This window comes from Streptomyces sp. NPDC046925 (assembly GCF_040644915.1).
Taxonomy (GTDB): domain Bacteria; phylum Actinomycetota; class Actinomycetes; order Streptomycetales; family Streptomycetaceae; genus Streptomyces.
The window spans coordinates 41,262-58,065 of record NZ_JBEYWZ010000022.1 but is presented as its reverse complement, the minus strand read 5'-3'; the positions used below and the strand labels follow the sequence as shown (position 1 = coordinate 58,065).

Sequence of the window (16,804 nt, the reverse complement as noted above, 5' to 3'; positions counted from 1 at the left end):
CGGGCGGGGGGGGCGCCATAAGGCCGCGCCCGGCCCCGCGCCCCCCCGCCGCGGGGCGGGCCCACCCCCTGGGGGGGGGGGGGTCCCCCGGGGGCCCCCCCCCGCGCCCTTCCTCTGTTCGTCCGCCGCTCAGGACTCCGTCGGCGCTCAGGACTCCGTGCGGTACATCAGGTCCGTCTCGTGCGTGATGAACCCGAGCCGTTCGTAGACGCTCACCGCTGCCTTGTTGTCCGCGTCCACGTACAGCATCGCCGTCGGCAGGCCCGCCTGCGCCAGGTGGTTCAGGCCGATCGTCGTCAGCGCCTTGCCGAGGCCGCCGCCCTGCGCGCCCGACCGCACCCCGAGGACGTACACCTCGCCGAGGCCCTCGTCCGCGTGCACCTTGGTCCAGTGGAATCCGACGAGCTCGCCGTCCTTCTCGGCCAGGAAGAAGCCCGCCGGGTCGAACCACGGCTCGGCCTTGCGGTCGTCCAGGTCGCGCTGGGTCAGGGAACCCTGCTCGGGATGGTGGGCGAAGGCGTCGGCGTTCACCGCGAGCCAGGCCGCGTCGTCCTGGCCGGGGACGAAGGCGCGTACGCAGACGCCCTCGGGGAGGACGGGTTCGGGCAGGTCCAGGTCGCCCAACGAACGCCGCATCTGCCGCAGTTCGCGGAAGAGCGTGAGCCCGAGCACCTGGGCCAGGTGCCGCGCCGCCGAGTGCCCGCCGTGCGCCCAGATCCGCAGCCGGCGGCCCGACTCGGCGAGCAGCGCCGTGCCGAGCGCGCGGCCGTGCCCGCGGCCCCGGTGCGCGGGGTGCACGACGAGCTCGGCGGCGGGGGCCTCGATCGGGTCGGTGTCCTCAAGCTGCGCGTACCCGATGAGCTCGCTGCCGACGCTGAGCAGCAGATGCCGCACCCCGTCCCGCTCCCCGCCGCGCAGCTGAAGCCGCCCCTGCTCGGACACGGCCTGCTGGCCGTCCGTGCGGGCGGCTTCCGCGATCAGCCCGAGCACGGCGTCGGCCTGGTCGGAGGTGAGGGCGGCGACCGTGTCGATCTGCCGCAGGGAGGCGGGAGGCTGCTGCTCGTCAGTCATGGAGTCGAGGGTACGGCGGTGGCCGCCCGGGGAGCAGAACACGGACGTACCCGCGGCTCACGGGGGAGTGCGCCACGGCGTACGCGCTCGTGGCACCGCACCCGGCCGCCTCCGCCCCCGTACGCCGTCACGAACCTCCCGGCGGCGCGGGAGCGCCCCCGATGGCAACCACCTCGTAACCCGTAACCCCCTGTCGCGCTACGCGCGTTGACTTTAGGCTGCGCACGGAGTTTCACACCCTCAGCCGTCTCACACCTCTTCCAGGGGGACACGTGCCAGCCACACCTCAGCCACGTCGGCCAAGACGCCGCGCCACCCGGGTGCTCGCCGCCGCTGCCGGTCTCGCCACGCTCGGTGCGCTGGTCGCCGCGCTGCCCGCGAACGCCGGGCAGGACAACGCAGGCAAGGCAGGTGCGTCGGGCAAGAAGCGCACCGTCGACGTGCAGCTGCTTTCCTTCAACGACTTCCACGGCAATCTCCAGCCCCCGGCGGGATCGTCGGGCCAGGTGACGGAGAAGCAGCCCGACGGGACCGAGAAGAAGATCGACGCGGGCGGCGCCGAGTACCTCGCCACGTCTCTTCGTACGGCCCGCAAGGGCAACCCCTACAGCGTCACGGCGGCGGCCGGTGACCTCATCGGGGCGAGCCCGCTGCTCTCCGGCCTGTTCCACGACGAGCCGACCGTCGAGGCGATGAACAAGCTCGGCCTCGACGTCACCAGCGTCGGCAACCACGAGTTCGACGAGGGGGCCAAGGAGCTGGCCCGCATGCAGAAGGGCGGCTGTCACCCCAAGGACGGCTGCTTCGAGAAGGGCAAGAAGTTCAAGGGGGCGGACTACCCCTACCTCGCGGCCAACGTGACCGACGAGAAGACGGGCAAGCCCATCCTCAAGCCCTACTGGGTGTGGAAGCACAAGGGCGTGAAGGTCGGCTTCATCGGCGTGACCCTGGAGGGCACGCCCGACATCGTTTCCGCCGACGGCGTCAAGGGGCTGAAGTTCCACGACGAGATCGAGACGGTCAACAAGTACGCCAAGATCCTCGACAAGCAGGGCGTGAAGTCGATCGTCACGCTCCTCCACGAGGGCGGCGTCCCCGCCTCGCAGACCTACAACTACAACTGTGACTCGCCGGGCGCGGGCGACGGCATCTCCGGGCCCATCACCACCATCGCCAAGGGCATCACGCCCAAGGTCGACGCGCTGGTCACCGGGCACACGCACAACGCGTACGTCTGCACGATCCCGGACCCCTCGGGCAAGCCCCGCATGGTCACGTCCGCCTCGTCCTTCGGGAAGCTCTACACGGACACGACGCTCACGTACGACCGCAAGACCAAGGACATCGTCCGTACGAGCGTGAAGTCGGCGAACCACGTGGTCAGCCGGGAGCAGGCGAAGGCGCCCGACATGACCTCGCTCATCTCCCGCTGGGACAAGCTGGCCGCGCCGGTGGCCAACAAGCCGGTCGGCTACATCTCCGCCGACATCCCCGGCCGTGGCGCCGGAGTGCCCGAGGCGCCGCTCGGCGACCTCATCGCGGACGCGCAGCTCGCGCACGGCAAGTCGCTCGACCCCGAGACGGATCTGGCGCTGATGAACCCCGGCGGCATCCGCTCCGACCTCGTCCACAAGGCGAGCGGGAGCGAGGGCGACGGCGTCGTGACGTACGGCGAGGGCTTCACCGTGCAGCCGTTCAGCAACACGGTCAATCTGGTCGACCTGACCGGAGCGCAGCTGATCACCGGGCTCAAGCAGCAGGTCAGCGGGTCGAACGAGGCATCCCCGAAGATTCTGCAGATCTCGGACGGCCTGACGTACACGCTCGACATGACGAAGTCCGGTGCCGATCGTGTCGTGACGGACTCGATCAAGCTGGGCGGTTCGGCGATCGATCCGGCCGCCACGTACCGTGTGGCGATGAACTCCTTCCTGGCGGGCGGCGGCGACGGCTTCGCCGAGCTCGGCAAGGGCACGAAGCCGCTGGTCGGCAGCGATGACCTGAAGGCGTTCAACGACTACCTGACGGCCAACTCCACGGCGGACAAGCCGATCGCGCCGCCCAAGGCGGACAGGATCACCATCGTGAAGTGAACGACCCGTTAACAGCGCCACAGAGTAAGTGGCTCATATCGGTCGTTACTGGACGTAAGGCTTGGGGTGGGGTGTGAACGTATGGTGAAATCAGCTGATGCGTTCCCCCCACCGCATAGCCACGCTTCCGCCCGATCACAACCAGGCTCATCCGTCTGATGGTTGGCACGCCGAATCGGTTCCCCCAGAAGCACCGTACGAGGCGGTAGAGACCACCGCACCGCTCAACCCGTACGACGAGCTCGCCGCCCTCGCGACGCCGAACCCGCTGGAGCAGTTCCTCCACGAGGCGGACGACGCTGACGCCGAGGACGAAGCCGACACGTCGGACGCTCCCTGGCAGCCGCCGAACCACCGCCGCGGCAACCGCAGCCGCCGCCGGAACCGGTTCGCCGGACTCCCGCTCGCCGCGAAGGCCGTCGTCGCCCTCGTCGTACTCGCCGCCTTCCTCGCGCTCGGCGACCGCTGGGCCCTGCTCTACGCCGAGCACGAGGCCGCGGACAAGCTCAAGGACTCCATGCACCTGAGCGCGGCTCCCGAGGTCGAGATCGAGGGCTTCCCCTTCCTGACCCAGGTCTTCGACAAGCGCGTGGACAAGGTCAAGGTCACCGTCCCGGACGTCGCCGCCGACCGGATCTCGCTCGCCCAGGTCTCCGCCACCGCCAATGACGTCAAGATCACCGGTGACGGTGCCACCGACATCAAGGGCGCCCGCATCAGCGAGATGAACGGCGAGGTGCTGCTCTCCTTCGACGACCTCAACCGCGAACTGGGCGCGTCGCAGGTCACGTTCACCGGCCACGGCCACGACCAGGTCCTCGCGCGCGGCACGCTGCCCGTCGCCGGCCACGACCTGAAGCTGCGCGCCGACGCCCGCATCGAGCGCAACGGCGACCGCGGCATCTCCACCGACATCGGCCGGATGAGCCTCCAGATCGGCGACCTGGCCACCTACCGGCCCGGCACCCGCGAGTCCGAGGGCCTGCACCTCAGCCAGGCCTCCGCCGACCGCCTCTCCAAGGAGACGGCCAAGGCGAAGGCGCTGCTCTCCGTGCCGTCGATCGTCAAGCGGCTCGGCGTATCGGACTCCGTGGTCAGCGGCGCCCTGAAGAGCGACACCAAGCTGAACGAACTCGTCGGCTCCCCCCGCTTCGTCAACGACGTGATGGGCCTCAACCTCATCGACGTCGCCATGGGCCACCCCGAGCTCCTGAAGAAGCTCGGCCTGGACCCGGCGCTGCTCAAGGGCCTCTCCCAGCTCACCCGCCCCGTCCTCGCCGACCGCCTGACCCTCGCCTTCCAGCTGCCGAAGCTGCCGGGGGACGGGCACGTGTGGCTCAAGGACGTGAACGTCCAGAAGGACGGGATCCGGGTGCGGCTCACCGGGACGGGCCTGAGCATCGGCAAGTAGCGGGGTTACGCGGTGGCGGCGGGGGGCGGGGTGGGCGCCCCCGGCAGACGGACGGTGGCCACGGTCCCGCCCTCGCCCTCGGCCCGCCGGAGCGTGACCTCGCCGCCCGACTGGTGCACGGTCCGCGCCACGATCGACAGGCCGAGGCCCGAACCGGGGAGACTGCGGGCCGACGGAGAACGCCAGAACCGGTCGAAGACGTACGGGAGCTCGTCGGCCGGGATGCCGGGGCCGTGATCGCGTACGGTCAGCGCGCCGTCCTTCAGGGCCACCTCGACCGCGGAGCCGGGGGGCCCGAACTTCACGGCGTTGTCCAGGATGTTCACGATGGCCCGCTCCAGGGCCGGGGGCTCGGCACGTACGTACCAGGGGGCGAGGTCCGCGGCGAACGTCAGCTCGGGGCCGCGCAGCCGGGCCCGCTCCAGGGCGGTCTCCACGATCTCGTGCAGGGCGACGACCTGCACCTTGCCGTTCTGTCCCGCGTCCGTGCGCGACAGCTCCTGCAAATCGCCGATCAGCGCCGCCAGTTCGGTCATCTGCGCCGTGACGGAGGCGAGCAGGGCCTTGCGGTCGTCGGGAGGGATGGCCCGTCCCGTCTCCTCGCTGCGGGCGAGCAACTCGATGTTCGTACGCAGCGAGGTCAGGGGGGTGCGTAGCTCGTGGCCCGCGTCCGCGATGAGCTGCTGCTGGAGGTCGCGGGACGAGGCGAGCGAGGCGGTCATGGAGTTGAAGGAGCGGGAAAGCCGGGCGATCTCGTCGTCGCCCTCGGCGGGGATTCTGAGGTTCAGATCCTCCGTGCGGGCCACGTGCTCGACGGCCGCGGTCAGCTCGTCCACCGGGCGAAGCCCGGTCCGGGCCACCCAGAGACCGGCGGCGCCTGCGCCGAGTACGCCGATGCCGGCCGCTGCCGCGAGCAGCAGCGCGAGCTTGTTCAGGGGGGTGTCGACCTCGGAGAGCGGGCGGGATAGGGACACCACGAAGTTGCCCTGCACCTGCGTCAGGACGCGTACCGACTGGCCGTCGTCGGTCTCGCCGTCGTGCAGGGACTGCTCGCGAATGCCCTGGGCCACCTGCAGATCGCTCTGCTCCACCACCACGGGTGTGGAGCCGCGTCCCACGCAGCGCGTGCCGTCCACCTGGACGACCTGCACGAACACCGTCGTGGTGCCGGGCGCCGTCTTGTCGTTGGGAGAGCTGTGCGTGTCACGGCAGGGGGCGACCGTGTCCGCCAGGTAGGGCGCACCGACGTTGAGGCTGCGCAACGAGGCGTCCATCTGCTCCCGCAGTTGCGAGCGGGTCAGGAGCCAGCACGACACCGCGACGGCGGCCACCGCGAGGGCCACCGCGCACGCCACGAGCAACGCGAGCCGCGAGCGCAACGGCATCGAGCTGTACCGCTGGAAGAACCTGCTCACTCGGCGCCCCCGCCAGAACCCGGCCGGAGGACGTACCCCACACCCCGCACCGTATGAACGAGGCGGGGTTCGCCGGCCGCCTCCGTCTTGCGGCGCAGGTACATGACGTACACGTCGAGGGAGTTGGAGGACGGCTCGAAGTCGAAGCCCCAGACCGCCTTCAGGATCTGCTCCCGCGTGAGCACCTGGCGGGGATGCGCGAGGAACATCTCGAGGAGGGTGAACTCCGTGCGGGTCAGCTCCACCGTGCGCGCCCCGCGAGTGACCTCGCGGGTCGCGAGGTCCATCCGCAGGTCACCGAAGGCGAGCGTGTCGCCCTCCTCGGCCTGTCCGGCGGTCGCGGCGTACGAACTGCGCCGCAGCAGGGCCCGGATGCGGGCGAAGAGCTCGTCGAGCTCGAAGGGCTTGACCAGGTAGTCGTCGGCGCCCGCGTCGAGCCCCGTGACGCGGTCACCGACCGTGTCGCGCGCGGTGAGCATCAGGATGGGCGTCAGGGAGCCGGTCGCGCGCAGCCGCCGCGCGGCGGTGAGGCCGTCCATGCGGGGCATCTGGATGTCGAGCACGACGAGGTCGGGGCGGTAGGCCGCCGCCTTCTCCAGGGCGTCGGCGCCGTCGACGGCGACCTCCGTGCCGTAGCCCTCGAAGGCGAGGCTGCGCTGAAGCGCCTCCCGCACCGCGGGCTCGTCGTCGACGATCAAGATGCGCTGCTGCTGCTCGCCTTCGGCGGGGCTCATCGGCTGTGACTTCCTCGGGTACGGGTCCGGGCGCGGGTCGGACGGTCGGACGGGGCCGGTATCAGCCTCGCACGCGCGCGCGGGGCTTGCGGCGTGCGGCGGGCCGGGACGCCGCCGTGGCCACTTCGGGCGCGCGCCCCTGCGAGGGCGAGGCGCCGTGCAGTTCGCGGGCCACGGCGAGCGGGAGGCCGAGCCCCGCAGGGTCGGTGTCGGGCCGGCCCCAGCCGAGGGTGACGGCGAGGGCGTGCCGGGCGCGGTTGACGGTGATCAGTGGTCCGGGCATGGCGGCCTCCAGGTGCTCCGGGGGAGTGGTCGGGGGTCAGTCGGTCGAGCCGGCCCGCAGGGTGTCCAGATCGGCCTTGACGGTGTTGATCGGTATGGCGAAGCCGAGGCCCACGCTGCCGGACGAGCTCGCCTGCGCGCCGCTCTGCGACGACGAACTGGGCGAGTACATCGCGGAGTTGATGCCGATGATGTTGCCGTTCATGTCGATGAGCGCGCCGCCGGAGTTGCCCGGGTTGAGCGAGGCGTCGGTCTGGAGTGCCTTGTACGTGGTCTTCGACGACCCGGTGTCGCCGTTGAACTGCTCGCCGCCGTACTCGAAGGGCCAGCCGCCGCCCTGCTGTTGCTGCTGCTGTCCCTGGTCCTCGTCCGTCGACACGGTGACGTCGCGGTCGAGCGCGGAGATGATGCCGCTGGTGACGGTGCCGGTCAGGCCCTCGGGGGAGCCGATCGCCACGACGTTGTCGCCGATCTTGACGTTGTCGGAGTTGCCGAGGCTCGCGGCCTTGAGGCCGGAGGCGTCCTGGAGCTTGATCAGCGCCAGGTCCTTCTTGCTGTCGGTGCCGACGACCTTGGCGTCGTACGACTTGCCGTCGTTCGTCGTCACCTTGACCGACGTGGCGCCGGAGATCACGTGGTTGTTGGTGACGATCTCGCCGTCGTCCGTGATGATCACGCCGGAGCCGGTGGCCTCACCGGAGTCCGACTTCGCGCTGATCTCCACGATGCTCGGGCTGACCGCCTGAGCGACGCCGGAGACGGTGCCCTTCTGGCTGGTGGGCACGACGTTCGTGTTGGTGGCGCTGGTCGACGTGCCGTCCTTGCCGGTCAGCTCCTGGAAGGCGTACGCGGTGCCGCCGCCCACCGCCGCTGCCGCGATGGCGACGGCGGCGAGGAGGGCGAGGGGGCCCTTGGCCCGCCGGCGCGGGGGCTTCGGGGGCGCTTCCGGTGCGAAAGCGGGCGGGGGCGGGTACGCGCCCTGCGTACCGCCATGGTGAACAGGCGCTGACGACTGCTGCTGCTGGGGGTACTCGCCGCTGTGGCGGAAGGTGTCGGTCATGGGTTCTAGGCTGCGGGGGCTTCATGAGAGCGGGCTGAGTGTGCCCTGAGAACGCCAATAGAAGTGCGTATGCCCCATATAAAGCGCGCCGTTGGGCGGCGGATCTCCCCCACCCGCCCACCCTTTGTTTCAGCTGCAACCGCAGGACTGCCGGACCACCAGACGCGACGGAAACAGCTTCAGCCGCTCCCGGCGCGACCCGGCCACCCGGAGACCGTCGTCCAGGACGAGGTCGACCGCCGCCCGCGCCATCGCGGGCCTGTCCGAGGCCACCGTCGTCAGCGGCGGGTCCGTGAGCCCCGCCTCCTTGACGTCGTCGAACCCGGCGACGGCCAATTGATCCGGCACGTCGATACGCAGCTCCCGCGCGGCCCGCAGCACACCGATCGCCTGGTCGTCGGTGGAGCAGAAGACGGCCGTCGGCCGGTCGGGCTTGGCCAGGAGCTTCAGCGCCATCTGATACGCGTCATAGCGGTTGTACGGAGCCTCGAAGAGCCGCCCCTCCACCGACCGCCCGGCTTCCCGCATGGCCCGCCGCCACCCCTCGACGTGGTCGGAGACGGGGTCACCGACGGTCGGGGTCTCGGCGGTGCCGCCGACGCAGGCCACCCACTCGTGCCCGTGTTCGAGAAGGTGCCGGGTGGCCAGCTGGGCGCCACCGAGGTCGTCCGTGACGACGGCGACGTCGTCGATCGCCTCGGGCCGCTCGTGAAGGAGCACGACCCGCGCGTCCCATGCGTCGATCTCCGCGGCGGCCTGATCCGTCAGACCATGGCTGACGAGGATCAGACCGGAGACCCGCATGCCGAGGAACGCCCGCAGATAGTGGGCCTCGCGCTCGTCCACGTAGTCCGTGTTGCCGACGAGGACCATTTTTCCGCGCTCGGAAGCCGCCTGCTCCACGGCATGCGTCATCTCCGCGAAGAACGGCTGGCGCGCGTCCGGCACGATCATGCCTATGAGGTCGGTCCGCCGCGACGCCATGGCCTGGGCGACCCGGTCGGGCCGGTACCCCAGCTCTTTGATCGCGGCGAGTACACGCTCGCGCGTGGCCGGGGCAACCGGCCTAGGTCCGTTGTTGATGACGTAGCTGACGACGGCGGTGGAAGTACCCGCAAGTCGTGCAACGTCATCCCGAGTCACCTTGGCCACGCGCGGAGTCTACGCGGATGGAACTACCGCTGGGCAGGGCGTACGGCAGCTTCCTTCGGCGCGATCACGGCCGCGGCCGCCTTCTCGACGGAGGCACCTTCGCGCTCGCCCTCGGCCTTCGGGGCCGCGGCCTTCGCCTTCTTCTCGTCGGCCGCACGTTCGACCTTCTCCGGAGTGACGAAGCGATAGCCGACATTCCGGACGGTGCCGATGAGCGACTCGTGCTCGACGCCGAGCTTCGCGCGCAGCCGTCGTACGTGGACGTCGACCGTGCGCGTGCCGCCGAAGTAGTCGTAGCCCCAGACCTCCTGGAGCAGCTGGGCCCGCGTGAAGACGCGCCCCGGATGCTGCGCCAGATACTTGAGCAGCTCGAACTCCTTGAAGGTCAGGTCGAGGACCCGGCCCTTCAGCTTCGCGCTGTACGTCGCCTCGTCCACGGAGAGATCGCCGTTGCGGATCTCCATGGGGGAGTCGTCGGCGGTGATCGACTGGCGGCCCATCGCCAGGCGGAGCCGCGCCTCGACCTCGGCGGGGCCCGCCGTGTCGAGAAGTACGTCGTCGATGCCCCAGTCCGCGGTGACGGCCGCGAGGCCGCCCTCCGTGACGACGAGGACCAGCGGACAGCCGGGTCCCGTGGAGCGGAGAAGCTGGCAGAGGCTGCGGACCTGCGGCAGGTCACGGCGGCCGTCGATCAGGATGACGTCGGCACCGGGGGTGTCGACGAGGGCCGGGCCTTCGGCGGGGGCGACCCGCACGTTGTGCAGCAACAGGCCGAGAGCGGGAAGCACCTCCGTCGACGGCTGAAGGGCATTGGTAAGGAGCAGCAGAGAACTCATCGCTGCTCACCCGCCTGGGTCGTCCTACGGTGGTGCACGGTTCGCTCGCCCATAACGTCGGTTCCTCCTCGGTCCCTGCGAGGACGTTTACGGCACTGCTTCGTACTGATTACTGCCGTGGTTCCCGGGCCCGCGCCCGGGGCCCTGCACGCCGTCGTGGACAACGTGCCTGAAAGCACGAAAGGACCCGGGGGCTTCGCTGCCCGGATCCTCTGCCAAGGAGAATAGCCCACATGACTTCCGGTTCGGCAGGCCAAGCGGCGGGATCTTCTGTGCCACCGATCACTCGCACTCCGCCCCGCGTTCAACGCCGCGCCACGCTCCGTACACAGGACGGAGTCGCCGTCGAGGCCGAGTACAAGCCCGGTCCCGACCCGGCCGGAGAGCTCGCGATCGTGCTCGCGCACGGCTTCACGGGCGGCGTCGACCGGCCGCACGTGCGCCGCGCGGCCGGTGTGTTCGCGCAGCGTGCGGCCGTGATCACGTTCTCCTTCCGGGGGCACGGGGCGTCCGGCGGGCTCTCCACGGTCGGCGACCGCGAGGTGCTCGATCTGGCGGCCGCGGTGGAGTGGGCGCGGTCCTTCGGCCATACGCGGGTGGTGACCGTGGGTTTCTCGATGGGCGGTTCCGTGGTGCTCCGGCACGCGGCCCTGGCCGGCGCCGCGCACGGGGGGCGCACGGAAGCGCGGGTTGACGCGGTGGTGGCCGTGAGCGCTCCGGCCCGTTGGTTCTACCGGGGGACGGCGCCGATGCGGCGGCTGCACTGGGTGGTGACGCGGCCCCTGGGACGCGCGGTGGGCCGCTTCGGCCTGCGCACGCGAATCCACCCGCACGAGTGGGACCCCGTCCCCCTCTCGCCGGTGGAATCGGTCCCGCTGATCGCGCCGACGCCGCTCCTGATCGTGCACGGCGACCGGGACCCGTATTTCCCCGTGGATCATCCCCGGATGCTGGCCGCCGCGGCGGAGGGCGGGGCCGAGCTCTGGCTGGAGGCGGGCATGGGGCACGCGGAGAACGCGGCGGACGACGCACTGCTCGGTCGGATCGCCGAGTGGGCCACGGCATCATGGACGTCGGCAATCGCCGAAGGGTCGGCGATCGCCGAAGGAGAGGAGCTGTGATGGTGAACGGCACCATTCGTTATTGGGCCGCGGCCAAAGCAGCCGCAGGCGTCGCGGAGGAGCCGTACGCCGCGACGACACTGGCCGAGGCGCTGGACGCGGCACGCGAGCGACACCCCGGTGAGCTCGTCCGTGTACTGCAGCGATGCTCGTTCCTCATCGACGGCGACCCCGTGGGTACCCGCGGGCATGAGACGGTACGGCTGGCCGAGGGCGGCACGGTCGAGGTGCTCCCGCCGTTCGCAGGAGGGTGAGCAGCGATATGAGCGATCCGCGCTATGAGGGGTACGAGGGGTATCAGCGGTACGGGGACCATGACCCCTACCAGCAGGGATATCCCCCTGAGCAGGGGCAGCAGCCCTATCCGCCCGAGCAGGCACAGCAGCAGCCGCAGCAGCAGTACGCCCCTGAGCAGCAGTACGCCCAACAGCAGTACCAGTACCAGCAGCCGCAGCAGTACCCGCAGCAGCCGCAGCAGCCGTACGCCCACGACGCGTACACCCAGCAGTGGGAGGGGCAGACCTGGGACACGCAGGTCCAGCCCTCACCCGTGGTGGACGTGACGGAGACGGCGTATCTGCCCCCGCAGGGGTACGGGGAGCCCTCCCCGGCGCCCCGACCCGAGGGGCGCGCGCCCATGGCAGCGGACGACAGCGAATCGTCCGCCACCTACGGCCCCGCCACCACCACCGGCAACCCCCGTGTCACCGACGCCCAGCGCGCCCGGGCCGAAGGGCGGTCGCCGATCATAGAGCCGGGGATCCAGCCCGCCGCCCTGACCGCGATCCTCGGGCTGCTGCTCGCCGGTACCGCCGCCGTCGGGCAGTACGCACTCCTCGTACCGCTGATCCTTCTGCAAGCCGTCACCGCCGCCGGATGGTTCCGGCTCAACGGGATGTGGCCCGCCCGGCAGGGCATCGCGCTCGCCTTCCTGGGCGGTGTCGTCGCCGACATCGCGCTGCTGGCCACCGGCAAGGAGAACGCGCCCGCCGCGATCCTCGGCACCCTCGGCGTCTGGGTGCTGCTCGTCCTGGTCCTCCAGTTGCGCAGCCGCGCCTCCGCGGACGAGCGGATGGCCGGTCTCATGGCGACCGTGGCGTCCTCCGCGCTCGCGATCATCGCGACCGGGCACCTCGCGGCCACGGCCGACGCCGTGACGGCGGGCGGCATCGCCGTCGCCGTCGCCGTGATCGCCCGCGCGCTGCCCCTGCCGACGCCCGCGTCCGTCGTCGTCGCGCTGCTCGCGGCCGCCGGGGCGGGGATCGCCGTCGGCGGCATGACGGACTTCGGCAGCAAGGGCGCGCTGCTCGGCCTCGGTGCCGGTGTCTGCGCGCTGATCGGCCACCGGGTCGCCAGCTACGACTACCCGTCGCGCTTCGTGCACATGACGGCGGGCGTGGCCCTGCCGCTCGCGGCGGCGGCCCCGGCGGTCTACCTCCTGGGGCGGGCCATCGGCTGACCGCACAGCCGACCGCACAGCTGATCGTCACAGCTGATCGACAGGTCCCCGGCCGGGAGCTCCCGCCGGGGACCTGTCCTTTAGGCTCGCGGCAAACGTCAGTTGAGTCGGGGGACAAGGTGGGGGAACACCGGACATGAAGCGCGCCGTACGAATACTGCTGATCCTCGTCGTGATCCTGGGGGGCCTCTTCGTGGCCGCCGACCGCCTGGCGGTCGGCTTCGCGGAGGACGAGGCGGCGGAGAAGCTGCGTACCAGCGAGGGGCTCAGCGAGACGCCCGACGTCTCCATCAAGGGCTTTCCGTTCCTGACCCAGGTCGCCGGGGGCACGCTCGACGACGTCGAGATCGGCATCGAGAACTACGACGCCACGTCCGGCTCCGACAAGATCCGCATCGCCGATCTGAACGCCGAGATGAAGGGCGTCGAGTTCTCCGGCGACTACAGCTCCGCCACCGCCGACGAGGCCACCGGTACGGCCCTGATCTCGTACGACGAGCTGCTCAAGCAGGCGCAGGGCGAGCCGGTGAAGCTGCCGCTCGGCGCCACCGGCAAGGTGGTCGGGCTCTCGGACGGCGGCGGCAACAAGATCAAGGTCGAGGTCGAGGTCAGCAAGGGCGGCGCGAAGCTGCCGAAGCCGGTGCACGTGATGAGCTCGGTCAAGGTCGAGAACGACACGATCAAGGTGAACGCCGACGAGATCCCGAAGAAGTTCGAGGTCATGGGCGTATCGATTCCCCTCCCCGAGGGGCTGGTGCGCGATGTGACCGACTTCGAGGAGAAGGTCACCGGTCTGCCGGGCGGCATCAAGATCGACGAGGTGGAGCCGGCGAAGGACGGCGTGGAGATCTCGGTCAAGGGCACGAACGTGAAGCTCGCGGGCTGAGGCCGGTAAGGACCCGCGTTCCGCAGTACGAGACGAAGCCGTCCGCGCGATGGATGTGGCAGGGGTGAACATGCGCCTCCGCCCCCGCGCGGACGGCTTCGTCGTTCCGTGAATCCTTTATCGATCCCACATCGTGGATGATCGCGTCTCACCATTCGACACCCCGGTGACACGGCCGCCCTTGCGTCCTTACGATCGGACGCATGCAGCGACAGGCGGACCTCACGAAGCGGCGGGCAGTAGACCTGTGCCGCGTCGCCGCCATGCTCTGTCGCACCTTCTGAGCGGGAGCTCCGACTCCCGCATCTCCCGGCCCGTTGACCTCGTCAGGGCCACCCCGTGCCGCGTACGCCGCGCGATCGCGCAATCACGGCCCGTACCCGGCACGTGCCCCTCGCACAGCACCAAAGCCCCGCCGTAACTGCCCCGGAGGAGAAGAAGTATGAGCCGCAGCGACGTCCTGGTAGACGCCGACTGGGTCGAGGCCCACATCGACGACCCGAAGGTCGCCATCGTCGAGGTCGACGAAGACACCTCCGCGTACGACAAGAACCACATCAAGAACGCGATCCGCATCGACTGGACCGACGACCTCCAGGACCCGGTCCGCCGTGACTTCGTCGACCAGGAGGGCTTCGAGAAGCTCCTCTCGGCCAAGGGCATCGCGAACGACACCACCGTCGTCCTCTACGGCGGCAACAACAACTGGTTCGCGTCCTACGCCTTCTGGTACTTCAAGCTCTACGGCCACCAGGACGTGAAGCTCCTCGACGGCGGCCGCAAGAAGTGGGAGCTCGACTCCCGCGACCTGGTCGACGGCTCCGAGGTCCCCAGCCGCCCCGCCACCGACTACAAGGCCAAGCCCCAGGACGCCTCGATCCGCGCCTTCCGCGACGACGTCGTCAACGCGATCGGCTCGCAGAACCTGGTCGACGTGCGCTCGCCCGACGAGTTCAGCGGCAAGCTGCTCGCCCCCGCGCACCTGCCGCAGGAGCAGTCGCAGCGTCCGGGCCACGTCCCGTCCGCGCGCAACATCCCGTGGTCGAAGAACGCCAACGACGACGGCACCTTCAAGTCGGACGACGAGCTCAAGGCCCTCTACGAGGACGAGCAGGTCGACCTGGCGAAGGACACCATCGCGTACTGCCGCATCGGTGAGCGTTCGGCCCTGACCTGGTTCGTCCTGCACGAGCTGCTCGGCCAGACCAACGTCAAGAACTACGACGGCTCCTGGACCGAGTACGGCTCCCTCGTCGGCGTGCCGATCGAGCTCGGCGCCAACAAGTAACCCCCTCTTCCCGACCCGCAGTGACCAGCTAAGGACGAACGCATATGTGTGGAGCGAAGGCCGGCGGACCCGACGCCTCGACGATCAAGCCCGGCGAGACCACCATCCAGGGCCAGGTGACCCGCGACGGCGAGCCCGTCAGCGGCTACGTGCGTCTGCTCGACTCGACCGGCGAGTTCACCGCCGAGGTCCCGACCTCGGCGACCGGCCAGTTCCGCTTCTATGCGGCCGAGGGCACGTGGACCCTGCGCGCCCTGATCCCGGGCGGCACGGCCGACCGCACGGTCGTGGCCCAGACGGGCGGCCTCGCGGAGGTGGCCATCGCAGTCTGACGGCAGCGGATCACTGACGGCCAAGGGCCGCACCCCAGGGGGTTGGACGCCACCGGGTCGGGGTGCGGTCCTTCGGCTATTCGTCTATTCGTCGTGGCCGTGACGGCTGTGCATGCTGTTGCTGCGGCCGGGGCTAGCGGCGGTGTTTGCCGTCCAGCTCGTCCCACCATTCGTCGGACTTCGAGTCGCCCGACGGAGCGTCCCACCAGCGGTCGTCCGGGCCTCTGCGGTTGGCCACGATGGCCGCAAGGGGCGGGATCACCATCGCCACGACGCACATTCCGACGGCGACGGGGATGGACCAGAGACGCACGACTCCCCACGCCAGGACGAACAGGGCGATGCACGTGCCCATCATGGCGAAGTACGCGTGGCGTCGTCGCGCGAGCATGCTTCCAGCGTACGACCGCAGGGAGCCGCCGTCAGTATCAGTAGACGAGGGCCTGCGTGCCGTCCGCCATCGCTTCCTGTACGAACACCTGTGCGCCCGCGATCCGTACTCCGTCGAGCACGTCCTTTTCGGTGATCTCGCGGCGCGCCGCGCACTGAGTGCAGAGCGTGACCATGCCCGCCGCCAGGATCGAGTCGATCAGGTCGGGCAGCGGCGCCGCGTGCGGAAGCTCGAACTCCGCCGCGCGGCCCGGCAGCGCGAACCACGCGGACTCGCCGGTCAGCCAGAGGGAGACCTCGACGCCGCTGGCCACGGCCACCGCCGCCACCGTGAACGCCTGCGAGCAGCGCTCGGGGGCGTCGGCCCCTGCGGTCACCTTGATCACGAGCTTCTTCGCCATGGCGGCATCGTAAGGCCATGCGCGCGGCCACCCGTAAGGCCACCTCGCAGAGAGGCGAGCGGCGCGCACGACTACAGTGGGATCGGCTCTGATACCTGCCCCCATAGCTCACCCCATAGCTCACCGAGGAGCACCCCGTGCTTGAGGCCTTCTTCTCCGCCCTGCTGGTTCTGGTCTGCGTCGGCGTTCTCGCGTTCGCCGCGCTGTCCGTGAAGAAGCTGTACCAGGGTCAGCGCTGAGCCCCGTACGTCCCGTACGCCACCTAGAGATCGCCTGAGCATCCCATGATCGAGATTCCGTCCGACCTGCACCCCGACCTCGTGCCCCTCGTGTGGCTTCTCGGCAACTGGGCCGGCGCGGGCGTCACCGACTTCCCCGGCGCCGAGAAGGCGAACTTCGGGCAGGAAGTGTCCTTCTCCCACGACGGGCGGGACTTCATCGAGTACCACTCGCACACGTGGGTGCTCGACGCCGAGGGCAACAAGGTCAAGCCGCTCGAGTCCGAGTCGGGCTTCTGGCGCATCGACAAGGACCGCAAGGTCGAGACCGTCATGGTCCGCGACGACGGCGTCGTCGAGGTCTGGTACGGCGAGCTCGCCGACCAGAAGCCCCAGATCGACATCGTCACGGACGCGGTCGCCCGTACGGCGGCCTCCGGCCCGTACACCGGCGGCAAGCGTCTGTACGGGTACGTGAAGGGCGACCTGATGTGGGTCGGCGAGAAGCAGACCCCCGAGGTGCCGCTGCGTCCGTACATGTCGGCGCAGCTGAAGAAGGTCGTCTCGCCCGAGGACGTCGCCGAGATGGCCCGGAACCTGGGCGACCTGCCGGACGACGGCATCGCCTTCTTCAAGTAGGCCGTTTGCCCCGCTG

At 70.1% G+C, this 16,804-nt stretch carries 19 protein-coding genes; 10 read left to right on the top strand and 9 right to left on the bottom strand.

Annotated features, from left to right (window positions below):
- Positions 1–147 precede the first annotated feature (147 nt).
- Positions 148–1,071 carry a mycothiol synthase gene (gene mshD, locus ABZ906_RS44520; RefSeq protein ID WP_361392925.1) on the bottom strand — a complete coding sequence of 308 codons (924 nt, stop codon included), beginning with the start codon at positions 1,069–1,071 and terminating at the stop codon, positions 148–150.
- Positions 1,072–1,343: 272 nt separating this feature from the next.
- Here mshD and ABZ906_RS44515 point away from each other — a divergent pair, with 272 nt between their 5' ends.
- Both ABZ906_RS44515 and ABZ906_RS44510 read left to right on the top strand, forming a co-directional pair.
- Positions 1,344–3,164, top strand: a complete 1,821-nt coding sequence (locus tag ABZ906_RS44515; protein ID WP_361392923.1) for a bifunctional metallophosphatase/5'-nucleotidase — start codon at positions 1,344–1,346, stop codon at positions 3,162–3,164.
- A gap of 97 nt (positions 3,165–3,261) precedes the next feature.
- Positions 3,262–4,575: a DUF2993 domain-containing protein gene (locus ABZ906_RS44510; RefSeq protein ID WP_361392922.1), complete on the top strand. Its 1,314-nt coding sequence runs from the start codon at positions 3,262–3,264 to the stop codon at positions 4,573–4,575.
- A 5-nt stretch (positions 4,576–4,580) separates the two neighbouring features.
- Here the strand turns inward: ABZ906_RS44510 and ABZ906_RS44505 are convergent, their stop codons facing one another.
- The 6 genes from ABZ906_RS44505 to ABZ906_RS44480 form a co-directional block, all read right to left on the bottom strand.
- Positions 4,581–5,960, bottom strand: coding sequence for a HAMP domain-containing sensor histidine kinase (locus ABZ906_RS44505; protein WP_361392979.1), 1,380 nt, complete (start codon positions 5,958–5,960; stop codon positions 4,581–4,583).
- A 26-nt stretch (positions 5,961–5,986) separates the two neighbouring features.
- Positions 5,987–6,724 carry a response regulator transcription factor gene (locus ABZ906_RS44500; protein ID WP_361200586.1) on the bottom strand — a complete coding sequence of 246 codons (738 nt, stop codon included), beginning with the start codon at positions 6,722–6,724 and terminating at the stop codon, positions 5,987–5,989.
- A gap of 61 nt (positions 6,725–6,785) precedes the next feature.
- Positions 6,786–7,007 (bottom strand): hypothetical protein, encoded by a 222-nt coding sequence (locus tag ABZ906_RS44495; protein ID WP_361392920.1) that lies wholly within the window; start codon positions 7,005–7,007, stop codon positions 6,786–6,788.
- Positions 7,008–7,043: 36 nt separating this feature from the next.
- On the bottom strand, positions 7,044–8,066 hold the full coding sequence (locus ABZ906_RS44490; RefSeq protein ID WP_361392918.1) for a trypsin-like peptidase domain-containing protein: 1,023 nt from the start codon (positions 8,064–8,066) through the stop codon (positions 7,044–7,046).
- Positions 8,067–8,195: 129 nt separating this feature from the next.
- Positions 8,196–9,218, bottom strand: coding sequence for a LacI family DNA-binding transcriptional regulator (locus tag ABZ906_RS44485; RefSeq protein WP_361200580.1), 1,023 nt, complete (start codon positions 9,216–9,218; stop codon positions 8,196–8,198).
- A 23-nt stretch (positions 9,219–9,241) separates the two neighbouring features.
- Positions 9,242–10,054, bottom strand: coding sequence for a response regulator transcription factor (locus ABZ906_RS44480; RefSeq protein ID WP_361200578.1), 813 nt, complete (start codon positions 10,052–10,054; stop codon positions 9,242–9,244).
- A gap of 233 nt (positions 10,055–10,287) precedes the next feature.
- Between ABZ906_RS44480 and ABZ906_RS44475 the strand changes: the two genes are divergently transcribed.
- The 7 genes from ABZ906_RS44475 to ABZ906_RS44445 all read left to right on the top strand — a co-directional run bounded on the left by ABZ906_RS44475 (position 10,288) and on the right by ABZ906_RS44445 (position 15,140).
- Complete coding sequence (locus ABZ906_RS44475; protein WP_361200576.1) at positions 10,288–11,175, top strand: alpha/beta fold hydrolase; 888 nt, start codon at positions 10,288–10,290, stop codon at positions 11,173–11,175.
- A complete protein-coding gene (locus ABZ906_RS44470; protein ID WP_249589116.1) occupies positions 11,175–11,429 on the top strand; it encodes a MoaD/ThiS family protein in 255 nt (84 codons plus the stop codon). The genes ABZ906_RS44475 and ABZ906_RS44470 overlap by 1 nt, the downstream gene beginning before the upstream one ends.
- Before the next feature lie 8 nt (positions 11,430–11,437).
- On the top strand, positions 11,438–12,634 hold the full coding sequence (locus tag ABZ906_RS44465) for a hypothetical protein (protein ID WP_361392916.1): 1,197 nt from the start codon (positions 11,438–11,440) through the stop codon (positions 12,632–12,634).
- A 136-nt stretch (positions 12,635–12,770) separates the two neighbouring features.
- On the top strand, positions 12,771–13,520 hold the full coding sequence (locus ABZ906_RS44460) for a DUF2993 domain-containing protein (protein WP_361392914.1): 750 nt from the start codon (positions 12,771–12,773) through the stop codon (positions 13,518–13,520).
- Between the two features lie 203 nt (positions 13,521–13,723).
- The gene (locus ABZ906_RS44455; RefSeq protein WP_351007875.1) at positions 13,724–13,804 is read left to right on the top strand and encodes a putative leader peptide; all 81 of its coding nucleotides are present in this window, start codon (positions 13,724–13,726) and stop codon (positions 13,802–13,804) included.
- Between the two features lie 158 nt (positions 13,805–13,962).
- A complete protein-coding gene (locus ABZ906_RS44450) occupies positions 13,963–14,808 on the top strand; it encodes a sulfurtransferase (RefSeq protein WP_361200568.1) in 846 nt (281 codons plus the stop codon).
- 44 nt (positions 14,809–14,852) lie between these two features.
- Positions 14,853–15,140 carry a DUF1416 domain-containing protein gene (locus tag ABZ906_RS44445; protein WP_160505842.1) on the top strand — a complete coding sequence of 96 codons (288 nt, stop codon included), beginning with the start codon at positions 14,853–14,855 and terminating at the stop codon, positions 15,138–15,140.
- A gap of 133 nt (positions 15,141–15,273) precedes the next feature.
- On the opposite strand, the gene ABZ906_RS44440 is transcribed toward ABZ906_RS44445, so the two are convergent.
- Positions 15,274–15,531, bottom strand: a complete 258-nt coding sequence (locus ABZ906_RS44440; RefSeq protein WP_361200566.1) for a DUF3099 domain-containing protein — start codon at positions 15,529–15,531, stop codon at positions 15,274–15,276.
- Between the two features lie 37 nt (positions 15,532–15,568).
- Complete coding sequence (locus tag ABZ906_RS44435; RefSeq protein WP_361392912.1) at positions 15,569–15,931, bottom strand: DsrE family protein; 363 nt, start codon at positions 15,929–15,931, stop codon at positions 15,569–15,571.
- Positions 15,932–16,215: 284 nt separating this feature from the next.
- Between ABZ906_RS44435 and ABZ906_RS44430 the strand changes: the two genes are divergently transcribed.
- Entirely contained in the window at positions 16,216–16,788 is a 573-nt protein-coding gene (locus tag ABZ906_RS44430) for an FABP family protein (protein ID WP_361200562.1), read from the top strand.
- The last annotated feature ends 16 nt before the right edge of the window (positions 16,789–16,804 follow it).